The sequence below is a fragment of the Actinoplanes subtropicus genome, from assembly GCF_000721705.1.
GTDB classification, from domain to species: Bacteria; Actinomycetota; Actinomycetes; order Mycobacteriales; family Micromonosporaceae; genus Actinoplanes; species Actinoplanes subtropicus.
Genome location: NZ_JOJL01000007.1, coordinates 375,364 through 399,934, shown reverse-complemented (window position 1 = coordinate 399,934; position 24,571 = coordinate 375,364). Strand labels below are relative to the sequence as shown.

General features: G+C 69.8%; 27 protein-coding genes and 1 tRNA gene. 11 read left to right on the top strand and 17 right to left on the bottom strand.

Annotated features, from left to right (window positions below):
- Positions 1–23: 23 nt before the first annotated feature.
- Genes IH26_RS0112515 through pdhA form a run of 3 tightly spaced genes read right to left on the bottom strand, consistent with a single transcriptional unit; the run spans position 24 to position 3,330 of the window.
- On the bottom strand, positions 24–1,196 hold the full coding sequence (locus IH26_RS0112515; RefSeq protein WP_030436333.1) for a dihydrolipoamide acetyltransferase family protein: 1,173 nt from the start codon (positions 1,194–1,196) through the stop codon (positions 24–26).
- Positions 1,193–2,203 carry an alpha-ketoacid dehydrogenase subunit beta gene (locus tag IH26_RS0112510; RefSeq protein WP_030436332.1) on the bottom strand — a complete coding sequence of 337 codons (1,011 nt, stop codon included), beginning with the start codon at positions 2,201–2,203 and terminating at the stop codon, positions 1,193–1,195. The genes IH26_RS0112515 and IH26_RS0112510 overlap by 4 nt, the downstream gene beginning before the upstream one ends.
- Positions 2,203–3,330 (bottom strand): pyruvate dehydrogenase (acetyl-transferring) E1 component subunit alpha, encoded by a 1,128-nt coding sequence (gene pdhA, locus IH26_RS0112505; protein WP_030436331.1) that lies wholly within the window; start codon positions 3,328–3,330, stop codon positions 2,203–2,205. The genes IH26_RS0112510 and pdhA overlap by 1 nt, the downstream gene beginning before the upstream one ends.
- A 128-nt stretch (positions 3,331–3,458) precedes the next feature.
- Here pdhA and IH26_RS0112500 point away from each other — a divergent pair, with 128 nt between their 5' ends.
- Entirely contained in the window at positions 3,459–3,899 is a 441-nt protein-coding gene (locus tag IH26_RS0112500) for an Lrp/AsnC family transcriptional regulator (protein ID WP_245665127.1), read from the top strand.
- A 118-nt stretch (positions 3,900–4,017) separates the two neighbouring features.
- Here IH26_RS0112500 and IH26_RS0112495 read toward each other — a convergent pair whose 3' ends face one another.
- The 3 genes from IH26_RS0112495 to IH26_RS0112485 all read right to left on the bottom strand — a co-directional run bounded on the left by IH26_RS0112495 (position 4,018) and on the right by IH26_RS0112485 (position 6,317).
- Complete coding sequence (locus IH26_RS0112495; RefSeq protein WP_030436329.1) at positions 4,018–4,704, bottom strand: type 1 glutamine amidotransferase domain-containing protein; 687 nt, start codon at positions 4,702–4,704, stop codon at positions 4,018–4,020.
- Between the two features lie 85 nt (positions 4,705–4,789).
- Complete coding sequence (locus IH26_RS0112490) at positions 4,790–5,344, bottom strand: TetR/AcrR family transcriptional regulator (protein ID WP_034214782.1); 555 nt, start codon at positions 5,342–5,344, stop codon at positions 4,790–4,792.
- Between the two features lie 55 nt (positions 5,345–5,399).
- The gene (locus IH26_RS0112485) at positions 5,400–6,317 is read right to left on the bottom strand and encodes a LysR family transcriptional regulator (protein ID WP_034214779.1); all 918 of its coding nucleotides are present in this window, start codon (positions 6,315–6,317) and stop codon (positions 5,400–5,402) included.
- 181 nt (positions 6,318–6,498) lie between these two features.
- Here IH26_RS0112485 and IH26_RS0112480 point away from each other — a divergent pair, with 181 nt between their 5' ends.
- The 3 genes from IH26_RS0112480 (at position 6,499) to IH26_RS0112470 (ending at position 9,178) form a co-directional block, all read left to right on the top strand.
- Positions 6,499–7,305: a GNAT family N-acetyltransferase gene (locus IH26_RS0112480; RefSeq protein WP_051808001.1), complete on the top strand. Its 807-nt coding sequence runs from the start codon at positions 6,499–6,501 to the stop codon at positions 7,303–7,305.
- Positions 7,306–7,487: 182 nt separating this feature from the next.
- Positions 7,488–8,717, top strand: a complete 1,230-nt coding sequence (locus tag IH26_RS0112475; protein ID WP_030436325.1) for a serine hydrolase domain-containing protein — start codon at positions 7,488–7,490, stop codon at positions 8,715–8,717.
- Between the two features lie 53 nt (positions 8,718–8,770).
- Positions 8,771–9,178 carry a hypothetical protein gene (locus IH26_RS0112470; RefSeq protein WP_030436324.1) on the top strand — a complete coding sequence of 136 codons (408 nt, stop codon included), beginning with the start codon at positions 8,771–8,773 and terminating at the stop codon, positions 9,176–9,178.
- 59 nt (positions 9,179–9,237) lie between these two features.
- On the opposite strand, the gene IH26_RS59725 is transcribed toward IH26_RS0112470, so the two are convergent.
- Entirely contained in the window at positions 9,238–9,444 is a 207-nt protein-coding gene (locus IH26_RS59725) for a hypothetical protein (protein ID WP_157437161.1), read from the bottom strand.
- Between the two features lie 17 nt (positions 9,445–9,461).
- Complete coding sequence (locus IH26_RS0112465) at positions 9,462–10,625, bottom strand: epoxide hydrolase family protein (protein ID WP_030436323.1); 1,164 nt, start codon at positions 10,623–10,625, stop codon at positions 9,462–9,464.
- A gap of 96 nt (positions 10,626–10,721) precedes the next feature.
- Here IH26_RS0112465 and IH26_RS0112460 point away from each other — a divergent pair, with 96 nt between their 5' ends.
- On the top strand, positions 10,722–11,321 hold the full coding sequence (locus IH26_RS0112460; RefSeq protein ID WP_157437160.1) for a TetR/AcrR family transcriptional regulator: 600 nt from the start codon (positions 10,722–10,724) through the stop codon (positions 11,319–11,321).
- Positions 11,322–11,860: 539 nt separating this feature from the next.
- Here the strand turns inward: IH26_RS0112460 and IH26_RS59720 are convergent.
- The 5 genes from IH26_RS59720 to IH26_RS0112430 all read right to left on the bottom strand — a co-directional run bounded on the left by IH26_RS59720 (position 11,861) and on the right by IH26_RS0112430 (position 15,893).
- Positions 11,861–12,865 carry a hypothetical protein gene (locus IH26_RS59720; protein WP_051807999.1) on the bottom strand — a complete coding sequence of 335 codons (1,005 nt, stop codon included), beginning with the start codon at positions 12,863–12,865 and terminating at the stop codon, positions 11,861–11,863.
- A 310-nt stretch (positions 12,866–13,175) separates the two neighbouring features.
- Complete coding sequence (locus tag IH26_RS0112445; protein ID WP_030436320.1) at positions 13,176–13,556, bottom strand: DoxX family protein; 381 nt, start codon at positions 13,554–13,556, stop codon at positions 13,176–13,178.
- A 264-nt stretch (positions 13,557–13,820) separates the two neighbouring features.
- Positions 13,821–14,285 carry a cytidine/deoxycytidylate deaminase family protein gene (locus IH26_RS0112440; protein ID WP_030436319.1) on the bottom strand — a complete coding sequence of 155 codons (465 nt, stop codon included), beginning with the start codon at positions 14,283–14,285 and terminating at the stop codon, positions 13,821–13,823.
- 34 nt (positions 14,286–14,319) lie between these two features.
- Positions 14,320–15,267 (bottom strand): NADP-dependent oxidoreductase, encoded by a 948-nt coding sequence (locus IH26_RS0112435; protein WP_030436318.1) that lies wholly within the window; start codon positions 15,265–15,267, stop codon positions 14,320–14,322.
- An 11-nt stretch (positions 15,268–15,278) separates the two neighbouring features.
- Positions 15,279–15,893: a GTP cyclohydrolase II gene (locus IH26_RS0112430; RefSeq protein ID WP_030436317.1), complete on the bottom strand. Its 615-nt coding sequence runs from the start codon at positions 15,891–15,893 to the stop codon at positions 15,279–15,281.
- Between the two features lie 124 nt (positions 15,894–16,017).
- Between IH26_RS0112430 and IH26_RS0112425 the strand changes: the two genes are divergently transcribed.
- On the top strand, positions 16,018–16,476 hold the full coding sequence (locus tag IH26_RS0112425) for a MarR family winged helix-turn-helix transcriptional regulator (RefSeq protein ID WP_051807998.1): 459 nt from the start codon (positions 16,018–16,020) through the stop codon (positions 16,474–16,476).
- Positions 16,477–16,899: 423 nt separating this feature from the next.
- Here the strand turns inward: IH26_RS0112425 and IH26_RS64485 are convergent, their stop codons facing one another.
- Positions 16,900–17,115, bottom strand: a complete 216-nt coding sequence (locus IH26_RS64485) for a tannase/feruloyl esterase family alpha/beta hydrolase (protein WP_157437171.1) — start codon at positions 17,113–17,115, stop codon at positions 16,900–16,902.
- 362 nt (positions 17,116–17,477) lie between these two features.
- On the opposite strand from IH26_RS64485, the gene IH26_RS0112410 reads away from it, so the two are divergent.
- Positions 17,478–17,741 carry a TOBE domain-containing protein gene (locus IH26_RS0112410; protein WP_030436315.1) on the top strand — a complete coding sequence of 88 codons (264 nt, stop codon included), beginning with the start codon at positions 17,478–17,480 and terminating at the stop codon, positions 17,739–17,741.
- 26 nt (positions 17,742–17,767) lie between these two features.
- Here the strand turns inward: IH26_RS0112410 and IH26_RS0112405 are convergent, their stop codons facing one another.
- The gene (locus IH26_RS0112405; protein ID WP_030436314.1) at positions 17,768–18,760 is read right to left on the bottom strand and encodes a substrate-binding domain-containing protein; all 993 of its coding nucleotides are present in this window, start codon (positions 18,758–18,760) and stop codon (positions 17,768–17,770) included.
- Positions 18,761–18,816: 56 nt separating this feature from the next.
- Here IH26_RS0112405 and IH26_RS0112400 point away from each other — a divergent pair, with 56 nt between their 5' ends.
- On the top strand, positions 18,817–20,700 hold the full coding sequence (locus IH26_RS0112400; RefSeq protein WP_030436313.1) for a transketolase: 1,884 nt from the start codon (positions 18,817–18,819) through the stop codon (positions 20,698–20,700).
- Between the two features lie 385 nt (positions 20,701–21,085).
- Here IH26_RS0112400 and IH26_RS0112395 read toward each other — a convergent pair whose 3' ends face one another.
- Complete coding sequence (locus IH26_RS0112395; RefSeq protein WP_030436312.1) at positions 21,086–21,628, bottom strand: TetR/AcrR family transcriptional regulator; 543 nt, start codon at positions 21,626–21,628, stop codon at positions 21,086–21,088.
- Between the two features lie 159 nt (positions 21,629–21,787).
- Between IH26_RS0112395 and IH26_RS0112390 the strand changes: the two genes are divergently transcribed.
- Genes IH26_RS0112390 through IH26_RS0112380 form a run of 3 tightly spaced genes read left to right on the top strand, consistent with a single transcriptional unit; the run spans position 21,788 to position 24,005 of the window.
- Positions 21,788–22,639, top strand: coding sequence for an SDR family oxidoreductase (locus tag IH26_RS0112390; RefSeq protein WP_030436311.1), 852 nt, complete (start codon positions 21,788–21,790; stop codon positions 22,637–22,639).
- Positions 22,636–23,490, top strand: a complete 855-nt coding sequence (locus IH26_RS0112385) for an alpha/beta fold hydrolase (RefSeq protein WP_084598802.1) — start codon at positions 22,636–22,638, stop codon at positions 23,488–23,490. The genes IH26_RS0112390 and IH26_RS0112385 overlap by 4 nt, the downstream gene beginning before the upstream one ends.
- Positions 23,487–24,005, top strand: coding sequence for a cupin domain-containing protein (locus IH26_RS0112380; protein WP_030436309.1), 519 nt, complete (start codon positions 23,487–23,489; stop codon positions 24,003–24,005). The genes IH26_RS0112385 and IH26_RS0112380 overlap by 4 nt, the downstream gene beginning before the upstream one ends.
- A 482-nt stretch (positions 24,006–24,487) precedes the next feature.
- Here IH26_RS0112380 and IH26_RS0112375 read toward each other — a convergent pair.
- Positions 24,488–24,557, bottom strand: a tRNA-Arg gene (locus IH26_RS0112375).
- Positions 24,558–24,571 lie beyond the last annotated feature (14 nt).

Genomic DNA, 24,571 nt, shown 5'->3' with positions numbered 1-24,571 from the left:
GCCTGGATGGCGGCGCAACAGCCCTAGAACAACATCATCCGGTACGGGTCCTCCACGCAATCGGCCACGAAGCGGAGGAAGCCCCCGGCCGTGCCGCCGTCGCAGACCCGGTGGTCGAAGGTGAACGAGAGCTGCGTGACACTGCGTACGGCCAGCTCGCCGTCGACCACCCACGGCCGCGGCACGATCCGGCCGACGCCGAGCAACGCCGCCTCCGGGTGGTTGATGATCGGCGCGCCGCCGTCGACGCCGAACACCCCGTAGTTGTTGAGGGTGAACGTGCCGCCGGTGAGATGCCGCGGCTCGAGGGTCCCGGCCCGGGCCGCCTCGGTGTGCTCGCGCAGGGCCGCGGCGAGCTCGGCCAGGGTGCGCTCGTGCGCGTCCCGTACCACCGGCACGACCAGGCCCCGCGGGGTCTGCGCGGCGAAGCCCAGGTGGACGTGCGAGAACTGGACGATCTCCGCCCGCTCGGTGTCCACGAAGGAATGGAGCTCGGGAAAGCGGCGCAGGGCGGCGACGCAGATGCGGGCCAGGAAGGCCATCAGGCTGATCGGGTCGGCGGCGGTGCGGTTCACCGCGGCGCGCATCGCCAGCAGCGCGGTGGCGTCGGCGTCGACCCAGGTGGTCGCCTCGGGGATCTCGGCGCGGCTGCGGGACAGCTTCTCGGCCATCGCCCGGCGCACCCCTCGGAGGGGGATGCGCAGGCCGGCGCTCTCCAACTGGGGGACCGCGGAGATCGCCGCCTCGACGTCGCGCCGCACGATGATGCCGCCGCTGCCGCTCGGGGTGAGCGTGGCGAGGTCGATGCCGTGCGTCCTGGCCAGGCGTCGCACGACCGGAGAGATGACGCGTACGGCGGCTTCGGTCGTTTCTTGTGGTTTTGCGGCCCTGCGCCGGCGCGTCGTGCCGGCGTGCGCGCCACTCGTGCCGTAGCCGATCAGGACGTTGCCCGACCCGCCGCCGTCCACCGCGATCAACGGCGCCCCGACCGCGACCACCGAACCGGCCGGCGCGCACAGTTCGACGACCGTGCCCGCGAACGGGATCGGCACCTCGACGGCCGCCTTCGCGGTCTCCACCTCGACGACGACCTGGTCCACGGCCACCGTGTCGCCGGCCGCCACCCGCCACTCGACGACCTCCGCCTCGGTGAGCCCCTCACCGAGATCGGGCAGCCGGAACACCTCCCGGCTCATGCCGCACCCCCGGCGAATCGAGTGTCGGGCTCGTCGTCGCGCTGCAGGCGGTCGAGCGTGTCCAGGATCCGGTCCACCCCCGGCAGGTGGTGGTGTTCGAGCATCGGCGGCGGGTACGGCACGTCGAAGCCCGACACCCGCAGCACCGGCGCGTGCAGGCTGTGGAAGCAGCGCTCCTGCACCCGGGCGGCGACCTCGGCGCCCACGCCCGCGAAACCGGCGGCCTCCTGCACCACCACGCACCGCCCGGTGCGGCGCACCGAATCGGCCACCGTGGCGTCGTCGAACGGCACGATCGTGCGCAGGTCGACCACCTCGACGTCCCAGCCCTCCCCGGCGGCGGCGTCCGCGGCCTCCAGCGCCACCGGCACCGACGGCCCGTACGCCACCAGCGTCACGTCCCGTCCCGGGCGGCGCACCACGGCCCGCCCGAACGGCTCGGCCCGCGCCGGCAGGTCCACTTCGGACTTCGTCCAGTAGAGCTTCTTCGGCTCGAGGAACACCACCGGGTCGGGATCCTCGACGGCCTCGCGCAGCAGCGAGTACGCGTCGGCCACGGTCGACGGGGTGACCACCTTCAGCCCGGGCGTGTGCGCGTAGTAGGCCTCGCTCGAGTCGCAGTGGTGCTCCACGCCGCCGATCCCGCCCGCGTACGGAATCCGGATGACCATCGGCAGGCCGAGCCGCCCCCGGGTCCGGTTGCGCAGCTTGGCCACGTGCGAGGCGATCTGCTCGAAGGCCGGGTAGGCGAACGCGTCGAACTGCATCTCGACCACCGGCCGGAACCCGCCGATCGCCATCCCCACCGCGAACCCGACGATGCCCGACTCGGCCAGCGGGGTGTCGAAGCAGCGCTCGTCGCCGAACTTGTGGGTCAGACCGTCGGTGATCCGGAAGACGCCGCCGAGCGCGCCGACGTCCTCGCCGAACACCACCACCGAGTCGTCGTCGTGCATGGCGTCGCGCAGCGCCGCGTTGAGCGCCTGCGCCATCGTGGTCGGCGCCATCAGCGCACCTCCGCGGCGAGTTCGGTCTCGAGGCCGGCGCGCTGCTCCCGCAGTTGCGGAGTCGGCTCGCCGTAGACGTGGGCGAAAAGGTCGGTGGGGTCCAGGCTCGGGTCGGTGTTCATCCGGGCCCGCAGTGCCGTCGCGAACTGCTCGGCCTCGGCGGCGACCGCGGCCACGTCCCCGTCGGTGAGGGCACCCCGCTTGCGCAGGTACGCCTCGAGCCGGGCGATCGGATCCCGCTTGCGCCACAGCTCGACCTCGCCCTCGGCGCGGTAGCGGGTGGCGTCGTCGGCGTTCGTGTGCGCCTGCATCCGGTAGGTGTGCGCCTCCACCAGGAACGGCCCGGCCCCCGACCGGGCGTGCCGGACGGCGGCCGACAGCACCGCGAGCACGGCCACCGGGTCGTTCCCGTCGACCTGCTCGGCGGGTACGCCGTACCCGATGCCCTTGTACGCCAGCGACGGCGCCGCGGTCTGCCGGCTCAGCGGCACCGAGATCGCGTAGCCGTTGTTCTGCACCAGGAACACCACCGGCGCGCGGAACACGGCCGCGAAGTTGAGCGCCTCGTGGAAGTCGCCCTCGCTGGTCGCGCCGTCACCGGTGAAGGCGAGCGTGACCCGGTCGGTGCCCTGCCGCCGCCGCGCGTAGGCGAGCCCGGTCGCGTGCAGCGTCTGGGTCGCCAGCGGCGTGCACTGCGGCGCGACGTGGTGCCGGCGTGGGTCGTAGCCGCAGTGGCTGTCCCCGCGCAGCAGCGAGAGCACCTCGACCGGGTCGATGCCGCGGGTCACCAGCGCCACCGACTCGCGGTAGGTCGGGAACAGCCAGTCGTCGTCCTCGACCGCGAGCACGGCGCCCACCTGGCAGGCCTCCTGCCCGTGGCTGGACGGGTAGACCGCGAGCCGGCCCTGCTTGGTCAGCGCCGTGGCCTGCTCGTCGAAACGCCGGCCGACCACCATTTTCCCGTACGCGAGCCGGAGCAGGTCCAGATCCGGCACGGGGTAGGCCGGCCGCGCCCGAACCGCCGTCCCGGCCTCGGTGAGGAACCGGACCGGCTCTCGCGAGGGCAGCAGCGCATCGGGTCCGGAGTCTTGCCGCCGCTGAGTCATCGCCCGCCCCTTCCGCACCATCCGTTGGACAGATGCTCGCCGAGCGCGGTCGAATGGCTCAACAGCCTGGCTGGATTCGGGACGGCTGACCTGTGAGGGAGCTTGCGGTGGACCATTTGTCGAACATTCGGCCGCTCCCGCAGCGCCCCGTGGGACGAACGGCGCCGCCCCTCGACGACGTCGACCGGGCGATCCTGCGCGAGCTGACCGCCGACGGCCGCCTGTCGGTGCGCACGCTGGCCGAGCGGGTCCGCGTCTCCCGCACCAACGCGTACGCCCGCCTGGAGAGACTGACCGCCGACGGCGTGATCACCGGCTTCACCGCCCGCCTCGACCCGGCGAAGGCCGGCCTGGGCACGACGGCGTACGTGTTGCTGACCATCGAGCAGAACACGTGGGAGGCGGTCGCGGGCCGGCTGCGTGCGGTCCCGTACGTCCAGCACATCGCCATGGTCGGCGGCGACGTCGACATCCTGATGCTGGTCCGCACCCCCGACAACGCCGCCCTCCGCGACGTGGTCCTGGCCCAGGTCCAGGCCGTCCCCGGCATCCGGTCCAGCCGCACCTGGCTCGTCTTCGACGAACTCTGACCGTGCCGTGGGCCGGGCCGGGGGCGGACGGGGTGATCGAGGCGACGAGGAACGTCCCGGCGATGATGTAGCCGACGCCTTCGAGGGTGTAACTGACCGCCAGTGCGGGTCGCGTTGCTCAGGCGGCCTTGGTGACCAGCTCGATCAGGGCGTCGGCCGCGGGGGCCGAGGAGGCGGGGTTCTGCCCCGTGATCAGCAGACCGTCCTGGAGGACGTACGGCTGCCAGTCATCGGTCTTGGAGTAGCGACCGCCGAGCTTGGTGAGCTCGTCCTCGACCAGGAACGGGACGACGTCGGTCAACTGGACGGCCGCCTCCTCGGAGTTGGCGAATCCGGTGACCCTGCGGCCCGCGACCAGCGGCGTGCCGTCCTCGTTCACGGTGTGCCGCAAGGCGCCGGGCGCGTGGCACACCAGTCCCACCGGCTTGCCCGAGCGCAGCGTGGTCTCGATCAGCCGCGCGGAGACCGCATCCTCGGCGAGGTCCCACAGCGGTCCGTGCCCGCCCGGGTAGAAGACCGTGTCGAAGTCGCCGGCCGAGACCGAGTCGAGGCGTACCGTGTGCGCCAGCGCCTCGGTCGCTTCCGCGTCGGCCTCGAAGCGCCGGGTGTCGTCGGTCTGGAAACCGGGCTCGTTGCTCTTGGGGTCCAGCGGCGGCTGCCCACCCTTCGGCGAGGCGAGGGTGATCTCCCACCCGGCCTCCTTGAAGCGGTAGTACGGCGCCGCCAGCTCCTCCAGCCAGAACCCGGTCTTGAGGCCGGTGTTCCCCAGCTCGTCGTGCGAGGTGAGAACGATCAGTACCTTCATGACGTACTCCTAACTCAGTAGACCAGTCTACTAGTAGACGGAAGGTGCCTCCACAACCGGGATCGGCCATGGAATGCGGGCCCGCTTACAGGTGCAGAATCCCGCGAGTCATTGCGGTGACGGTGTCGAGCGGCCCCAGGCTGCGATGAATCTTGGCCATCACGCTGGCGCCGAGCCACATGTCATACAGGGCCTGCGCGACCGCACGGGGCTCCCCGTCGATCGAGAGAGACCCATCCTCCAGCCCGCCGGCGATCGTCCGCTCGATGCGGTCGACGACGGCGTCCGTCCCCTCCTTCAGGGCTAGGCGCATCGCCTCGGACAGGTCCGACACCTCGGCGCCGAGCTTCACCGCCAGGCACTTGCCCTGGCACTCCTCGAGGCTCTGCGTCTGACGCCACTGCTCCCAGTAGGCCATCAGCCGCTCGCCGGCCGACTGCCCGGAACTGCCGAGAATGCCGTCCATCTCCGCCAGATAGTCCTCGAAGTAGCTCCGCAGCAAGGCCTCCCCGAAGGCATCCTTCGAAGCGAAGTAGTGATAGAACGACCCCTTCGGCACCCCCGCATCCGCAAGCACCTCGTTGATACCCACAGCCGAGTACCCCTTGCGCGCCATGATCCGCTGAGCGCTGTCAATCATGACCTGACGGGTATCCGTAGTGCGTGTAGTGCTCGGCACGCACCCAACCTAGCGCTCAAGTAGACCAGTCGTCTAGTGCGCCGAGACTCTCGCGGACGGTCTGACCCTCGGCGACCTGGATGAAGGCGCGAACCAGCGGAGTTCCATTGGCGGTGCGCCATACGGGCGCGTATCGCAGGATCGGTCCGTCGGTGATCGGCAGGAAGGTGATGTCATGGCGCAGCCGGGTGGCGGCCGAATACGACCCGACGGGGGAGATGAAGGCGCCGGTGGCGATGGCTGTGAGGCCCTCCTCGAGGGTGGCTACGGAGACTCCGCGCTGGATGGGCCGCCCGGACGGTGTCACCGACGGGGTGTGCATCTCCCACATGTAGTCCGGAATGGGCCCTTCCAGCCACGGCACTGGATGATCGCCGAGATCCTCCATCGCGACCTGGTCCCGGCCGGCCAGTGGATGGCCGGGGGCGACGGCCAGCACCAGCGGCTCGGTGTACAGCTCGGGTCCGACGGCGAGGTCCGGCTCGCGGACGGGTAGCCAGAGCACCGCGACGTCTATCCGCCCGTCGCGCAGCCCGCCGAACGGGTCGGCCGGAGGTACCTCACGCATGCGCAGCTCACATTGCGGATACCGCTGCCGGAACAGATCGAGGACGGCCGTAATTTTCTGGTGGTGGATGTCGTAGGTGCCGATGGCCAGGGTGCCGCTATGTCCGCGCGCGGTGGCGGCGGCCTCATCGATGCCTGCCATGATCTCGCCATAGCCTGCCTCGAGCCGGTCGCGTAGCCGCGCGCCGAGCGGGGTGAGCCGCACGTTGCGGCTGGTCCGTTCGAACAGGGCGCCACCGATCCGGCGCTCCTGCTGCTTGATCGACTGACTGACCCGCGCCTGGGACACCCGGAGCCGTTCGGCCGTACGCCCGAAATGGAGCTCCTGGGCCAGCGTCAGGAAGATCTCGATGTCGCGCAGCTCCACCAGGCCGTGTCTCCCTCCGGTCGCGGCTCGTCCGAATCCCGTGACTCGGCCGCGCAGTGGAGAAGTTTACGGATGGACCCCCGTGCGGGCGTGCACGGCGTCGAACGATAACCGGTGGCTAATCCCGCGGTTCGATCTTTCGCATTGATCCATTCGGGCAGCCCGGTGGATCGTGAGTGCCATGAGCGAAGCCTTGATCGACATCGTCGCGGTGTCGGGCCACACCGGGGTCTCGCGATGGCAGGCTCTGGCGCGGCGCGGCTCCGTGGCCGGGGTGGCCACCATGCGGCCGATCATCCTGTTCAGGCGTGGCTTCCTGCTGCCCGGGGCCCCGGCGCCGAGGCCTGGCGCCGCCGACCTTTCCCTGTACGTGGAGCCCGCGTGGCGGCGTCGCGGGATCGGTTCCCGGCTCCTGGCCGCCGTCCGGGAACAGGCCGTCGTGCCCAGCCTGGTCATCGACGTGATCACGGGCTCGCCGGGGGAGGCCTTCAGCCTGCGGAACGGCTTCCGGCGCATCCGGTCCAGCCGCCATGACCTACTGACCTACGGCGATGTTCACGGTGCCTGGCTGGGAGAGCTGGTCGACGTCGAGCACCCCGGCTACCGCCTGGTCCACTGGACGGGCGACCCGGTCGGCGCACCCCGGGCCGGGGAGTTGCTCCGCGACCCGAGCCGTCCCGGCAGCGCCGTGCTGACCGCTGCGGAGACGGACGGTGACCTGGCCGCATACGTCGTGGCGGTCGTCGGCGCCCCGTCCCCGCGGCGCGCCCGCCAGTACGGACCGGCCGTGTTCGCCGAGCATCGCGGACGGCCGTTGGGCCGCTGGGTCAACGCCGCCCTGATCCAGCGACTGCGTGAGATCCACCCAGAGGTCAACGAAATCGAAACCGACACCGCCGAGAACGACCTCGCCATGCTCGCCGAACGCGAGTACCTCGGCTTCCGCCCCCTCCGGCGAACTCGCCTCTACGAACTCACCCTTCCGTAATTCCGACCTACGCCGTACGCGGAGCCAACGCGCGCGGCTGACGAGAGGTTTGTCATGAATTGTCATCGCAGATCACCGGCGACGCCGTGAAAAGCCGCGACCCGCCCCGAGGCGCCGCTCAGGGAAGCCATGAGCGGCGAGGGCAGATCTCACCCAACGAACACTGTATGCAAGGAGATGAGATGCAATCCAGCAATGGCGGCCTTTCCAAGTCGGGGCTGTCCACCCTGCGTGACGTCCTGGGGCGGCATGTCGAGTCCGGAAGGATTCCCGGGCTGGTCACTCTGCTCAGCCGGGGTGATGAGACGTACGTCGAGGCGATGGGGACGATGGCCCATGGCGGTGGGCCGCCGATGCGCCGAGACACGATGTTCCGGATGGCGTCGACCTCCAAACCGGTCTCGGTCGCGGCGGCGATGGTCCTGCTCGACGAGTGCCGACTGCGGCTGGACGACCTGGTCGAGCCGTGGTTGCCGGAACTGGCCGATCGGCGAGTGCTGACCCGGATCGACGGGCCGCTGAGCGACACGGTGCCCGCGCGGCGGCCCATCACCGTGCGGGACGTGCTGACCTCCACCTTCGGGCTCGGCATGGACCTGACTGTGCTGGGTACGCCCATCATGAGCGCGCTGTTCGAGCGAGGGCTGACGCCGAACCTGCCCGAGCCGATGCCAGAGCCGGACGAGTGGATGCGTCGTCTGGGCGAGCTGCCGCTGATGCACCAGCCCGGCGAGCGGTGGCAGTACCAGATCAGCAGCGACCTGCTCGGCGTGCTCGTCGCCAGGGTGACCGGCCAGCCGTTCGAGACCTTCCTCCGGGAACGCATCTTCGACCCGCTGGGCATGAAAGACACCGGCTTCCACGTATCCGCCGACAAGATCGACCGGCTTCCCCCGCTGTACGCCCCCGACCCGCAGACCGGCGAATTCCACGTGTGGGACGAGCCGGCCGGGGGACGGTGGAGCCAACCGCCGGCGTTCCCGGGAGGCGGCGGCGGCCTGGTCTCCACCGTCGACGACTACCACGCCTACTTCCGGATGCTGCTCAACCGCGGCACGCACGGCGGCGAGCGGATCCTGTCCCGGCCCGCGGTCGAGTTGATGACCACCAACCGGCTGACCCCCGAGCAGAACGCCGCGCGAACCGCGCTGGCCCGGGACAACGTCCACATCTCGTTCGGCCAGGGCCAGCACGGCGGCTGGGGTTTCGGGATGGCGGTACGCACCTACCGAGGCGACTACGCCCCGATCGGCCAGTTCGGCTGGGACGGCGGCAGCGGCGCCTCCACCTACGCCGACCCGCACAACGACGTCGTGGGCATCCTGCTCACCCAGGTCGGCACGTCCGCGCCGAACTCAGCACACGTCTTCCATGACTTCTGGACCGCGCTCTACCAGGCAATCGACAACTGACACCAGCCCGGGCGCATTCCCCATCCCCTCCGGTAAACAAGGAGCACACCACCATGTCCCTCGCCCTCACCGACCAGGACAAGCTCACCCTACGTACCGCCGCATACGGCGCCGTCACGTTACTCGCCGCCGCGGACGCAGCCGGCTCGCCGCACAAGGCCGCCACCGCCGGCTCTATCGCCCTGACCTCCGCGACCGGCCCACTCGGACACGTACTCGCCGAGAAGTCCAAGGTGACGAGCCTGGACGGCAAGTCCGTGGCGGCGATCGCCGACCACGTGCTGCCGGCCCTGACGGCATCCATGATCCTGCTCACCAAGCAGGACCCGGCGGAGGCCGACAAATTCCGCAGCGCCGTCCTCGTCGCCGCCGAAGCGGCCGCCCGCGCCCACAAGGGCGAGCCCGGCCCCACCGTGGCGGAGATGATCCGCCAGATCACCCAGGCCCTCGACGCCGCCTAACGGGAGAACGGCCGGATCCTCCGGCCGGACTCTCTCCCACCTCACGGCTCCTCCGCTGGTCAGACAGGACGCCGTACGGGATCGGCGACTTTTTGTTCTGGTTTTTGTCGTCGCAGCTCACGCGGCCGCGGGTCGGTGGTGGCGCTCCCCTGTTGCGGAGAAAGCGCTTCGCTGAGCGGCGCCATGACCGCGTCTCCGAGCAGGCCGGCCAGCCGGAGGCCGAGCTGTGGCACGTGCACGTCGGCCTTCGGGTGGCCGGCCATCATGAGCAAGGAGGGCGGCGTCAGGAACGGAGGGAGCGCAGACCGGTGCGGATTTCCTCGACCAGGATCGCGGGCTGTTCGAGGGCTGCGAAGTGGCCGCCCTTGGCCGCCTCGCCGTAGTGGATCAGGTTGCCGTAGGTGTCCTCGATCCAGCTTCGTGGCAGGCGCGGGATGTCCTTCGGGAAGACGGTGACCGCGACCGGGATCGACAGCTTCGGGCCGGCGAAAGTGCTCGATCGGTTCTCCCAGTAGATGCGGGCGGACGACGCCGCGCTGTTGGTGAACCAGTAGAGGGATATCGCGTCGAGCATGTCGTCGACGCTGAGGGCGTCCTCGGCGAGCCCCTGGTTGTCGGTCTTCGACTGGAATTTGTCGTAGATCCAGGCCGCCTGACCGGCCGGAGAATCCGCCAAGCCGATTCCGACAGTCTCCGGCTTCGTGCCTTGAAGGTGGTTCGCGCCACCGAGGTCGCCGGTGTAGAGGGCGAGGCTCTCCACGGCGGCGCGCTGTTCGGGCGAGAGGATGTCGGGTATTTGTGCGGGAAAGGCGTATTGGGTGTTGAGATGTATGCCGAGAAGTCCCTCCGGCCGCATGGCTCCGAGAGCGGTGGTGACCACAGCACCCCAATCACCGCCCTGAGCGGCCCACCTCGAGTAGCCGAGACGCTTCATCAGCTCCACCCACGCGCCCGCGATGCGCGACACGGTCCACCCGGTCTGTCTGGGCTTCTGGGAGAACCCGAACCCGGGCAGCGACGGGACGACGACGTCGAAGGAATCGGCGACGTCCCCACCGAACGAGACCGGATCGGTCAGTGGGCCGATCAGCTTGAGAAATTCGACGATCGAGCCTGGCCATCCGTGCGTGAGGATCAGCGGCATCGCGTTCGGGTTCGTGGACCGGACGTGGATGAAGTGGATGTCCAGCCCGTCGATCTCGGTCAGGAACTGGGGAAGACCATTGAGCTCGGACTCGAATCGCCGCCAGTCATAGCCGCGCTGCCAGTAGTCGACCAGAGACCTGGCGTTCTCCAGGCGCACGCCCTGCGACCAGTCACCCACAGTCTCCGGATCCGGCCATCGGGTTCTGGCCAGGCGCTGCTTCAGGTCGTCGATCTCCCGGTCCGGGACCGAGACGGTGAACGGGCGTACGAGGGCCGAGGCCGGCGGCGTCGGTGCGATCATGGCCTTGTTCTCCTCAGCTGGGAAGCACGGCTCAGGCTCCGTTGCACATCTGTGTGCAACCTACTTCGCTGCACACAGATGTGCAAACATGGTGTCGTGCTCGCCGAGTCCGCCCGTGCCCGCGCGATGAAGGAAACACGCGATCGCATCCTCGACGTCGCCCTCGACGTGCTGGGTGAGCGACCCGACGCCGGCATGGGTGACATCGCCTCCGCTGCCGGCGTCGTCCGTCGCACCGTCTACGGCCACTTCCCCTCGCGGCTCGAACTGGTTCGAGCACTGACGGAACGAGCCGTCACCGAGATGACAGCCCTGCTCACCGATGTCAACCACCACGACGCGGGGGCAGACGCGAAGTGGGCCGAATTCATCGCCCGCGTCTGGCCGGTGGCGCACCGCTACCGAGTCCTGCTGGCACTGCGCCGCGGCGAGTACGGTGAGGTGATCCACGGCCTGCTCGGGCCCGTCGACGAACTCCTCGCCGACCTCGTGAAACTCGGCCAGGAAACCGGAACCTTCGCGCGGCACCTGCCGGCGGATATTCTCAGCCAAACCGCCTACGGCGCCGTATTCGCGATCGCGGACAAGCACCTGCCGGACGGGATCCACGGCGCCCGGGCAGCGACGATCACAAGCCTGCTGATGCTAGGAGTTCCGGAAACGCGCGCCATCGCGCTCGTCGACGACCAGCCTTGACGCCCAACACAAGACTTCCGCCAAACCGCCACGCCACCACCACCTCAACGGCCGCCGCGCCGTCGAGCGGGATGCTCGCGATCGCCTTCACCAACCCTTACGTGGGAGCCCGAGGCTCGGCCGCGAGCGCCCCACCGGCCTCGCGTGAAGTTCTGAGGCCTCGACCGCGAGCGCCCCACAGGTTTACCCGGGTTCTGGCATTTCGGCCCCCAGCTAGATATGACCCACGCTCAGGTGACCTTTTCGGTCTCGCGAGCGCCAGCGTTCGTCGGGATCGTGCGGAATCTCGGCGGTGGTGGTGGCTGCGAATCCGTCGTCGCCGCGGCGACCGCGAAGAAGCTCCCGTGCATCCTCGACACCGACGCGCCGACCGTGCCGAACTGGGCCTACGCGCGCTACCTCACGCCCCTCGACCTGCCGCACCACACCGACGCCCGATGCCTACGGAAGGCTTGGTGCCGGGCGGTCGAACCGCCTGGCACGTCGGCCGGTGGGTGCGCGGCTTCTCGCGGTCGCGGGATGTGCCGGCCGGGGCGTTCTCAGTGTTCGAGGGCCGCGGCGGCGATGTGCAGGAGCCGATCGTCGCTGGCCCGGGCGCCGTCCCAGAACGACATGAGGTTGGTGATCTTTCCCCACGGGTCCAGCTCGATCGCGTTGACGCCGCGAGGTACCTGTCCGGTGGCGGTCCATTCGTAGCCGCCGCCGGCGATGCTGCCGACCACGTGCCGCACGGCGGTGCTAGGTCCGGCGAACGGAAGCTGACTGCCGGCGTTGCCGAGGAACGAGGCGATGCTGCGCGGTCCGACGACCTGGACGTGGGAGACCAGGTCGGTGAGGGAAGCGTCCGGTGCGAACAGCGCCGCGGCGTGCGCGGCATCGCCGGCGCGTAGCGCCGCGGCCAGCTCGGCGACGACGCGCTTCAGGCGCGGTGCGGCGGTTTCGCCGACGGTGGATTCCTTGAAGTCCGGTGGGAACTGGTCGTCCGGTAGCTTCACCGCGTCGAGATTGGCGATCCCGTAGTGCCGGCCGTCCCAGTAGTCGACCCAGCGCGCGATCTTGCCGTACTGGAAGTTGACGACGCCGATGGTGCGCAGCTCAGACGGGCCGAACAGCCCCGGGGTGTTGGTGAAGAAGACCACCGCGCTGGTGGAATCTCCGATGATCCGGGTCGGGTAGGACTTCGCCCCGGCCGGCCAGGTCGGCATGTACTGGGCGAACACGTCGTGCACGCTTTGCCAGGTGTAGGACGGCCAGCCGAGGATGGCGTCGATGTAGGTGCACGGCGACTTCGCGAAGTGCGCCATCGTCGCCTCGACGTCGGCCGCGCTCTTGTCCCGGAAGTATGACCCGAACAGACGCGCGACTTCGGGTGCGGCGTGCGAGGTGTCCACCACCGTCGGTACGCCCGGCACCTGCGTCGGTGTTTCGGCGTACGCCGCGGTGCGGGGCAGGATCATCGAGGTGGCTACCGCAGCGCCACCGGCGGCGGCGCCGGTCAGCAGCTTGCGCCGGGACAGTGCGGGCCTCTGGACGTTGTTGATCATGTTAGTGCCTCCTGGCGGTCTCGATGGGGTCGTCCCAGCAAAGGCTCGCGACTGCACCGGCGGGCAGCCGACGGCGTTTACCCTGGGGTTGGTGGCAACAGGTTCAGGCCGGCTTCCGCGCGGCTGATGGCGTCGGCGGCCCACGTGTCGAAGGCAATGGTGTGGCCGGCGAGGGCGGGTTGGCGCAGGACGGCGAGGCTGTGGGTCATGAAGCCGGCGCCGATGACGAAGATGCCCTCCGCGCAGCTCGCGTAGCCGTTCGCCCAGCTTGAGCGGGTTCTGCGGCTCGAGTTTCGTGGGGTTCGGCGGGTCAGGAGCCGAAGGAGTACGGGCCGAAACGGCCCCAGACGACTGCGGCGGCGAGCAGTAGCAGGACCACGTTGACGCCGATGACCTGGGCTTCCTTGCGGCGGGCGTGGGTCACGATGGCGCCGAGCATGATCAGGACCAGGCCGAGTGCGGCGAGTGGCACCAGCACGGGGGCGATGCCGAGCGCGGCGGGCAGGATCAGGCCGATCGCGGCGAGGACTTCCAGGGCGCCGATCAGCTTGACCATGCCGGGGCTGAAGTCCTCGGTCCAAGCCATCCCGGACGCGGCGAGCTTCTCCTTCGGCTGGGTCAGCTTCATCGCGCCGGCGGCGGCGAACGCGGCGGCGAGCACCCCGGCGATGATCCAAAGAACGATGTTCATGAGGCCCTCCAGCCATCCAATTACCTAATGTGTTGAGTGAATTACTTAACGTGTTGAATGACGGCTAGGCACATTTGCTTCAGGAGACGTATGAGTGATCGTGCGGAGCCGCGCTGGCTCTATACCGGACACGTCGCCGAAGTCCGCCAGCTGATCTTCGGCACCCATGAGCCATCCCGGGCAACGGTCGGGTTGCTGGCCGTAGCTTTTGCTGTCCTTGCCTCGGGCCGGAGCCCGACTCGGCCGCGGTCGGGTCCGATGAGGCTAGGGCCGGAGCAGGTGGGCGTTGATGTCGCGGACCCGGTGTCCGAGGTCGGGGATCTCGATTACCTCGATGCCGTGGTGCCGGAGTGTTTCGATGCCGTGGCAGTCGGCGAACAGCAGTGGCTCGCGCAGGGCGAGCACTACCCGGGTGAGGCTGGTGGTGAGGATCAGGTGGGTGCAGGGTGTCGGGCGGGATTTGCGTACGGTGCACGGCTCCAGCGAGGTGTAGAGGGTGACCGGCCGGTCGGTTGGGGTGAGCTTCGCGAGGGCGGCCTCCTCGGCGTGTACGTGGGGGTCGGTTTCGCCGGTGTATCCGGTGGTGAGGACAGCGCCGGTGTCGTCGGCGAGGAGGGCGCCGACGGCGTAGTGGGTGGGTGCGGGTGGTGACAGCCGGGACAGGTCGATCGCCGCGGTGAGCAGGAGGCGGTCGGTGCGGGTCGGTCGCTGGGTGGTGGGGAGGCTCATGCGGGCTCCTGGGTGTGCGTGGCCGGCCCGGTGGTCAGGGAATGATGATCGTTTTGCCGTGGGTGTGGCCGGTCCGGGCTCGGGCGACGGCGGCTGGGGCCTGGTCGATGGGGACCTCGGCGGTGATGCGGACGCGGAGTGCTCCGGTGGCGGCGAGGTCGGCGAGGGTGGTCAGGACCTCGGGGGTGGGCTGGTTGCCGAGGTTGACGGCGCGGATGTCGCGCGCGGCCAGGGCGTCGGGGTCGGTGGCGTAGTTGGTGTTGATCAGGGTGCCGCCGGGGCGTAGCAGGCCGGCCAGCGGGGTGATGTCGCCGCCGGCCGGGGTGACCAGGTCGAGGACGGCGTCGATGCCGCCGGGGTGCAGGGCGGCGACCTGGTGGTGGGTGGGGGAGCGGGTGAAGTCGATGACGGTGTGGGCGCCGAGGTCTTTGAGGTAGCCGGCCAGTTCGGGGGTGCCGGTGGCCAGGATCCGGGCGCCGGTGCGGGCGGCGAACTGGATGGCCGACTGTCCGACGCCGCCGCTCGCGCCGTTGATCAGTAGGGTGTGCCGGTCGTCGAGTTTGGCGGCCTCGACGGCCTGGTAGGCGGTGACGCTCGCGGTGGGCAGGGCGGCGGCCAGCGCGTACGGCAGGATCTCGGGGATCCGGGCGATCGTGCCGTTCTGGTCGGCGACGGTGTATTCGGCGTAGGAGCCGTGGCCGGTTTCGAGGTGCATGAACTGGCCGTAGACGCGGTCGCCGGGCTGCAAGCGGGTGACGCCGGGGCCGGTGCGTTCCACGACGCCGGCGCCGTCGGAGCCCAGGATCAGGGGGAAGGCGTGCGGTACGGCGTCTTTGAGGGCGCCGTCGGCGACCTTCCAGTCGAACGGGTTGACGGCGGCGGCGTGCAGGCGGACCAGGAGCTGGCCGGGGCCGGGCTCGGGCACGGGCAGGTCGGCCAGGGTGGGTTCGGTGGCGAAATCGGTGACGACGACGGCTTTCATGACACTCCTTCTCAGCTGGCCAGGGCCATGGTGTGGTGGGTGTGTTCGACCTTGGCGTGCAGGTAGCGCAGGTTGCTCTCGGTGGCGTGCACGCCGGTGGGCACCGCCTCGGCGACGGTGATGCCGAGGTTGCGTAGCTGCCGTACCTTGTCGGGGTTGTTGGTCAGCAGGTTGAGTTCGGTGATGCCGAGGGCGGCCAGCATTTGGGCGGCGGCGGTGTAGTCGCGGGCGTCCTCGGGCAGGCCGAGGGCGATGTTGGCCTGGTAGGTGTCGAAGCCGGCGTCCTGCAGGGCGTACGCGTCGAGCTTGGAGTAGAGGCCGATACCGCGGCCTTCCTGCCGCAGGTAGAGCAGCACCCCGCCGGCGGTGGCGATACGTTGCACCGCCTCGCGTAGCTGCGGGCCGCAGTCGCAGCGGGCCGAGCCGAAGACGTCCCCGGTCAGGCACTCGGAGTGCATCCGCACCAGCGGGGTGCCGACACCCGGGTCGCCGAGGACGACCGCGAGGTGCTCGGCGCCGTCGGCCAGACCGTGGAAGGTGACCACGTCGGCGGTGACGGTGTAGCCGTCCGCGAAACGCAGCGGGACGGTGACCCTGGTACGCACGGTGGCGGCGGGGACGGTCATCGGGAGCTCCTCGTGATCTCGGTGTCTCGCAAGACAATAGTGCACCAGAAAGCTAACTGGCGAGATAATAGCCGGTGGTATAGTTCACTCACCCGGCAAGACTCGGAGGGGATACCGTCAACCCATGGATGCTGCGACCCAGGCCACCGACGCGGAGAGCATGCTGCAGCATTGGACCGCCGCCCAGGCCGGGTTCCACCGGCTGACCGTCCGGCTGGCCGAGGAGGTCACCCGGCGCACCGGTCTGCCGTCGTCGTCGGTGCAGGTGCTGCTGCTGCTGTTGCACAGCCCGCCCTGGCATTCGGAGCCGATGACCCTGCTCGCCCGCCACCTGGAGTTCTCCACCGCGGGGATAACCAAGGTCACCGATCGGCTGACCGCCGCCGGGCTCATCGAGCGCAGCCCGTGCCAGACCGACCGTCGCGTGGTCCGGGCCACCCTCACCCCGGCCGGTCTCGAGGCCGCCCAGCAGGCCGCCGACATCCTCGCCGAGGCCCTGCGGCGAGACGTCATCGGCAAGATCGGCCCGGAGGATTTCGCCCGGCTCACCGCCCTGGCCGCTGCCGTCGACCCCAACCGCTGACCATGGCCGCGCCGGAACAGCGCCTAATGACGGGATCCGCCCCTCCGCCGCGCCGGATCCGTCTGGGATCGCACCGACGTCCCGACCTGTCGGTGCGGCGCCTCCCCGAGTCTGGCCCCGCGCTCGAGGTCGTTCCGGATCAGCGCCGGACAGATGGCGCAGGGACCGGGTGAGTCCTGCGAGTTCGAGCAACGGCAGTATTTCCATCGGGTCCGGAGTGGGGATCGCCGCGAAGCCCTGGAACCGGTCAGGGTGCGCGGCAACGGCGTCGGCGAGCGCGTCGTTGGCGTGCCGGGCCATGGTCACCGCGTCAGGTGCGGGCAGAAGGCGGGCCGCGGTGATCGGCCTTCCTGTCCGGTGTGACGTTGCGTCGTCACCGAGACAGCCGGCAGGCAACCGGGCGCCCTCTCGGCGCTTGCGCAATTAGTGAAAGCGTCCGAGCCAGAGAAAATGATCGTCTAACGAGTCGGTCGGCTTGGCGGCCGTGAAGTTGGGCGCGTCGTCGGTGCTGCCGGTGCCGTTGTATCGGGCCACGAGCGGGTACGGGAATACCGGACGGGTGCGGACGCCCGGTAGAGCGGCGAGGACCCGTAGCGGCCCTGTGCCGGACTCGACCCAGTTGAGCAGCGGAGTGAGCAGGTCGAACGATTACATGAACAGCCGCGCGAACCGCTCGGCGGCGAGGCCGCCCATGCGGTCCTGGATCGCCTGGTAGTAGGCGACCGTGCCGGTGGGCGTTTTGGGCTGAGTCAACCGGACCTGCCCCGTCTGGACGCGGGTAGCAGGTAACTCGCTTCAACGATCAGCGTACCCGCTGGCAGTGCACAGTTCTGTGACGTGCCCCCGGCAGGAGATGCTCCTGCGCTGTTCCAAGGGGCAGGCAAGCACGTCTTGCTGCGGAAACTCGCTCGTTGACCTCGGCATTCGCACGGAACGAGGTGCGCAGGTTGGTGCCTCGGTGAGGCCGATCGGCACCCCGGATCGCTGACGGTACCCAGCATGTGACCATCGGCTTCCGCCCCGAGCACACCGAGCTGGTCGGGCCCGAGGACGGCGGCAGGCCGATCCAGGTCGACCTCGTCGAGGATCTCGGCTCCGACTCGGACGTCTGTGGGACCGTCGCGCTGGAGGGGCACGACGAGCGCTTCGTGGTCCGGATCGAGTCCCGCAAGACACCCGACCTGGGCGAGATCGCGTACGTCAAGCCTCGCGCTGGCGCGCACCACGCCTTCCACGCCACCACCGGCGAGCGCCTCCCGGACTGACCGGGGCGTCAGGTGTCGAGCAGCGGTCAGGTGTCGAGCAGCTCAAACGCTTCGTCGGCAGACCAGCGGCGGCTCGACAGGCCCTGCTCGTGGTGGTAGCGCAGGTACGTGTCCAGCGTCGTGCGGTTGGCGGCGATCCCGTACGGCCACCAGTCGTGCGGCAGCAGCCGCTCGTTGCGCTCGACGAGGGCGTTGGTCCACGGCTGCATCTGCTGCACCTGGTACAGCCGCCGACCCTGCCGGTACCGCTCGGCGGCGACCTCCTTCGCGTTGAGGAACGCGTCGTACACGGCGCGCGCCAGCCCAGGGTGGGCGGCGACCAAAGCCCGCGGCGCGACGACCGCGTGCATGATCGGGAAGATTCCGGTACGCCGGTAGTAGTCGCGTTCGAGCTGCTCGTACTGCGGGAAGAGCCGCCGGATCGCGGGGGAACCGTCCAGGAAGGGTTGCGGGACGTTCGCGGTGAAAAGCGCGTCGATCTCGCCGGTCACCAGCATGTCGCTGAGTGTCTTGCCGGCCGGCGCCGCGGTCACCTCCACCTCGCGCGGGTGCGGGTGGGTGGTGAAGGGGAAGGGTGGCATGGGCCGGTCGAGTCCGCCGATCACCCAGCGGTTCTTCTCGGGGCGGAAGCCGTACTCGTCCATCAGGATGCCCTTGGCCCACACGCCGGAGTCCTGCCCGTACACGCCGAACTCGCCGATGGTCCGGCCCACCAGGTCGGCCGGGTCGGCGATGCCGCTGCCGGCATGGACATAGACGCACGAGTGCCGGAAGACTCGGTTGGGAAAGATCGGCAGGGCTACGTACGGCGCGTCGTTGTCCAGCGTACGCAGGTAGAACGTCAAGCCGAACTCGGACACGTCCGCCTCGCCGCGCAGTAGCAGCTGAAACACGTCGGGGAGCGTCGCCGCGGTCGCCATCGTGACCGACCGGGGCCCGCCGACCTTGACGGCGCCGTCGAACAGGGCTCGCGTCGTGTCGTACTCGGCGGCGGCGACGCGCAAGTCGAGATTCTCCATACCGGCCTGATTGCCCCGCACCGTTATCGGCTACCGCACGCGGGTACGTGAGCAGCATGACTACGATCACTTCTGCGGCGACCGACCTGCACACGGTCGAACAACTCGCCGCCCAGCTGCGGGTCGACGCGATCCGCTCCTCCACGAGCGCCGGCTCCGGCCATCCCACGTCGAGCATGTCCGCCGCCGACCTGCTCGCCGTGCTCGTCGCCCGGCACCTGCGCTACGACTGGGACAACCCGTCCGCCGCGGGTAACGACCATCTGATCTTCTCCAAGGGCCACGCGTCGCCGCTGCTCTACGCGGTGTTCAAGGCCGTCGGCGTGGTGTCCGACGAGGAGCTGATGACCGGCTACCGGCGCTTCGGGCAGCGTTTGCAGGGCCACCCGACCCCGGTGCTCCCGTGGGTCGACGTGGCGACCGGTTCGCTGGGTCAGGGCCTGCCGGACGGGGTCGGGGTGGCGCTGGCCGGCAAGTGCCTCGACCAGCTGCCGTACCGCGTCTGGGTGTTGTGCGGTGACAGCGAGCTGGCCGAGGGCTCCGTCTGGGAGGCCCTCGACAAGGCGTCCTACTACCGGCTGTCCAACCTGGTCGCCATGGTCGACGTCAACCGGCTCGGCCAGCGCGGCGAGACCGAGCTCGGCTGGAACCTCGACGCGTACGCGGCACGCGCCGAAGCCTTCGGCGCCCGCGCGCTGACCATCGACGGCCACGACCTGACCGCCATCGACGAGGCCCTCGCCGCCGCCGCGACCGGCGCCGACGGCCGGCCCACCGTGATCCTCGCCAGGACCGTCAAGGGCAAGGGCTTCGCCGAGGTCGAGGACAGCCCCGACTGGCACGGCAAGCCGCTCCCGCCCGACATGGCCGAGCGTGCCGTCGCCGAACTGGGCGGCCCCCGGCAGCTCACCGTCCGCGGCCCCCGCCCGGAGGCCGGCCCTGCCTGGCGAGCACAGCCGGTGACCACCGCAGCCACCGAACCGGTCACGTACGAGATCGGCGCGAAGGTCGCCACCCGCAAGGCGTACGGCGACGCGCTGGTCGCCCTCGGCGCGCGGGACCCGCGGGTGGTCGCCCTCGACGGTGAGGTCAGCAACTCCACGTACGCGTCCGAGTTCGCCGAGGCCTACCCCGACCGGTACTTCGAGATGTTCATCGCCGAACAGCAGATGGTCGCCGCCGCCACCGGCCTCGCCGTACGCGGCTACCGCCCCTACGCCTCCACCTTCGCCGCTTTCCTGACCCGCGCCTACGACTTCATCCGGATGGCCTCGATCAGCGGCGTCGACCTGCGCCTGGTCGGCTCGCACGCCGGCATCGAGATCGGCCCGGACGGACCGTCCCAGATGGCGCTGGAGGACCTCGCCATGATCCGCGCGGTGCACGGCTCGACCGTGCTCTACCCCGCCGACGCGACCAGCACAGTCGCGCTGACCGACGCCATGGCCGGCACCTCCGGTGTCAGCTACCTGCGGACCACCCGCGGTGGTTACCCGGTGCTGTACCCCGCGGGCGAGACCTTCCCGGTCGGCGGTTCGAAGGTCCTCCGCGGCGGCGACCACGACCAGGTCACCCTCGTCGGCGCCGGCGTCACCCTGCACGCCTGCCTCGCCGCGGCCGACACCCTCGCCGAGCAGGACGTCGCCGCCCGGGTCATCGACGCGTACTCCATCAAACCGCTCGATTCCACGACGCTCGCCGCGGCCGTGCACGCGACCGGTGGGTGCATCGTGGTCGCCGAGGACCACCACCCGGAAGGCGGGCTCGGCTCCGCCGTCATCGACAGCCTGATCGACAACGGCATCACCGACCTGCACGTCACCCACCTCGCGGTCCGCGGCATGCCCGGCTCCGGCACCACCGAGGAACTCCTCGCCTGGGCCGGCATCGACGCCGAGCACATCGCCGCCGCCGCCCGCCGACTCCTCACCGACAAGTGAGCAGCTTCCGTTTCAGCATGGAGGCTCCAGGCGCGGCGTAGTCTCGTTGCCGCTCGGCCCATCCGCTCGTCGATGTTGGCGGTCGCACCCGGGTTTCCATGTCGTCTTTCAATGTCGTCGCAGATCGGCCGGACCGCGTCGGTGCCATTGCCCGCGGGGGTCGTCGGAGGTTCCAGCCCGGGCCCACGTCCACGGGCAGGCTTGCCCGCAAATACCGACGAAACGACATGGGGTACCTCGCAGCGCCGCCAGGCATGTGATGACGAGATCCGGGAAGGACCCGGCCACATCGAGGTCAACGCCAAGCCCGTCGCATCGACCGAGGTGTCCACGCCCGACCGGCCAACGCGGAGCTTCCCGCGGCGGGCGGTCGGCTCGCCGGCCACTACTCGCGCACGCCGTGCAGCACGTTGCGCACGACAGCGCGGGCGAAGTCGTCGGTCAGTGGCTGGTCGGGCATCATCTGCCGGTACAGGCAGGCGCCCCACAGTTGGTCGATGAGCACGTCCGGGTCGGCGTCGGGCCGGATCTGGCCGCGCTGTTGGGCCGCGCGCAGGGCGGCGAGCCCGACGGCGCGGCGCGGGCCTGAGTAGGTGTGGTGCAGCACGGCGGCGAGTTGGGCGTCGGTCTGGGCGGCGCCGATCAGTTCGGCGAGGACGCGGCCGGCCCGGGTGTCGCGCAGCAGGTGGACGTAGGTGAGCAGCTGGGTGGTCAGGTCTCGCTCGATGTCGCCGGTGTCGGGCACGGTCAGCGTGCTGCCGATCGTGGTGGCGTACCCCTCCAGGGCGAGCGAGCCCTTGGACGGCCACCACTTGTAGATCGTCATCTTGCTCGCGCCGGCCATCGCGGCGACGCGCTCGATCGTGAAGGCGCCCATGCCCTCTGTGAGCAGGAGCCGACCGGCCGCTTCGAGGATGTCCGCTCGCACCTGCGCATGCGACCGGCGCCCGCGGCCTCGGCGCGGCGAAGCAGCGATGGGGGTGACCATCCAACCATGCTGCCCGAGTGGACGGTCCGTACACAACGTGGTTGGGTGGACGGAGCGTCCAAATCTGAATCCTGGCCGATCTTCGACAGGAGGAAACCGATGAAGGTCTTGGCAGTGGGTGCGGCCGGTTCGAACGCGGGATCGGTGGCGCCGGAGCTGGTCAAGCGCGGCGTCCAGGTGCGTGGCCTGGTGCGCGATCGGAGCCGGATCGAGAAGGCGCAACGCGGTGGCGTGACCGAGACGGTCGTGGCTGACCTCGCCGACCTCGACGCGATCACCCGGGCGTGCGAGGGCGTCGACGGCGTCTTCGGAATCATCCCGGCCTTCGCCGAGGACGAGGCGCGCATCGGGACCAACATGGTCGAGGCGGCAGTGCGCGCCGGTGCCCGCAAGTTCGTGTTCTCCAGCGTGTACCACCCTTCGACGTCCGCGCTGTCGAACCACCGCAACAAACAGCCGGCCGAGGCCGCCCTGTACGACTCGTCCCTCGACTTCACCATCCTGCAGCCGGCGATCTTCATGCAGCAGCTCGCCGGGCTTTGGCAGTCGGCCCGGCAGACCGGCAGCATCGCGATGCCGTACTCGACCGAGTCCCGAATGGCCTACGTCGACTACCGCGACGTGGCCGAGGTGGCCGCGGAGGCGTTCGTCACCGACCGCTTCAACGGCGGCACGTTCGAGCTGTCGTCGCCGGGCACGTACAGCCGCAACGACCTCGCCGTCCTCATGAGCGAGACGCTCGGCAAACCGGTCACGGCGCAGGCCCCCGACTTCGATGCCTGGGCCGACTCGGCCCGGATACCGCACGGCCCCATGCGTGACGGGCTGAAGGCCATGAACGAGCACTACGACCGGCACGGCTTCCCCGGCGGCAACGCGCTCGTGCTGACCGCGATGCTCGGCCGGCAGCCGTGCACGGTACGCGGGTTCATCGAAGAGCTGGCCCGATGAACACAGCCGAGATCGGCGGTGCCCAGGTCGGCTACCTCAGCGGCGGAGACGGCCCCCCGGTCGTCCTGCTGCACGGCTGGCCCGAGACCTCGCGGGCCTGGCTACCGGTGCTGGAGCCGCTCACCCGCGCCGGCTACCGGGTGATCGCCCCGGACTTGCGCGGTACCGGCGATTCCGAACGGGCGGCGGACGGGTACACCAAGGATGACCAGGCCCGGGACCTGGGCTGCCTGCTCGATGAGCTCGGCGTGCGCGAGCCGATCCGGCTCGTCGGGCACGACATCGGCGGCATGATCGCGTTCAGCTTCGCCCGGCTCTACCCGGACCGGGTCGCGCGGCTCGCCCTCATCGACCTCGCACTGCCGGGCCTGGGCTTGGAACAGGCGATGGACGTGGCCTCCGGCGGGCTGTGGCACTTCGGGCTGTTCATGCAGCCGCACGTGCCGGCGATGCTGCTGGACGGGCACGAGCCGGAGTTCTTCCGCTGGTGGTTCGCCGCTCAGGCGGCCGCACCCGGCGCGGTCCCCGATGCGGCCGTCGACGCGTACGCCCGGGCCTACACCGGCCGCGAAGCGCTGGACGCCGCATTCGGCCACTACCGCACGCTGCTCGCCGATGGCGAGGCGAACCGGGTCTGGGTGACTTCGGGCGCGACGCTGCCGATGCCGGTGCTCGCGGTGGGCGGCGAGCGTTCGGCCGGCGGGCGCCTGGCCACCGCACTGCATGAGGTCGCACCCCAGGTACAAGCCGTCACCATCGCCGATTGCGGGCACTTCGTGATGGAAGAACAACCTGCCGCCCTGCTCGCGGCGCTCACACCGTTTCTGGACCCGAAGGAGCAGCAACCATGACCATCCCTGCTGACGACCCGGCCCGCGAGCTCGTCGTCACCGACGCCGACGCGCCCGGCGCGATCCACATCGCACTTGCCGGCGACACCTACACGATGCTGGTGACCGGCGAGCAGACCAACGGCGCCTACTGTCTCATCGATATGCACGTGCCCGACGGTGGCGGCCCGCCGCTGCACCGGCACGACTTCGAGGAGATGTTCACGATCCTCGACGGCGAGATCGAGTTCATCTTCCGCGGCACGACGAGCACCGCGACAGCAGGCACGACCGTCAACATTCCGGCCAACGCACCGCATCACTTCCGCAACCGTTCCGGCCGGCCGGCCCGGATGCTGTGCGCGTGCACACCGGCCGGACAGGACGAATTCTTCACGCGCTGCGGAGACCGCGTCGCCGGCCGCACCGCACCACCGCCCAGCCTCACCGACGACGAGATCAACGAGCGACAGCAACGGGCGATCGAGCTGGCGCCGCAGTACGCCACCGAGATGCTGCCCGACAACGGCAGCTGAGCGGCCAACGGCAAGGCCCCCGGACCGACAAAGACGAAGCGCCCCGATGCGAATGTGCCATCGATGCTGCCATAGGCCAATCTTTGGCCTATGGCTTCGCGACCGGGCAAGGCCGCGAAGCGCCGGAACCCGCAGGTGCCCAAAGCCCTGTTCACGCAGCTCAAGCAACATGAATGCCGCAGATGACCTTGGGTGGCCTGCGTGACCGCGGCTAATACACCACCGTCAGACGAAGCGTCGTCCCGCGCTGACGGATCCGGTCTCAACTCAGACCAACCTGCGCGTCCCGGACGGCCTACGGGCCGTAGCAAGCGCCAAGCGCCGCTACACACCGTCGGCAACGTCACCGGGCAGCAACTGTGGCCGCTGGCCCCGTGAGGCGGGCGAAGATCTGCGGGCTTGTCTCCGGCTTCGCGGAGGCCGAAGCGGATAGCTGGCTTCAACCACCAACGTGCTCGCTGGTACTGCACAGTTCTGTGACGTGCCCCCGGCAGGATTCGAACCTGCGCTTTCGCCTCCGGAGGGCGACGCTACAACCGACCGCCTACAGGGTGTTGTGACCCGGG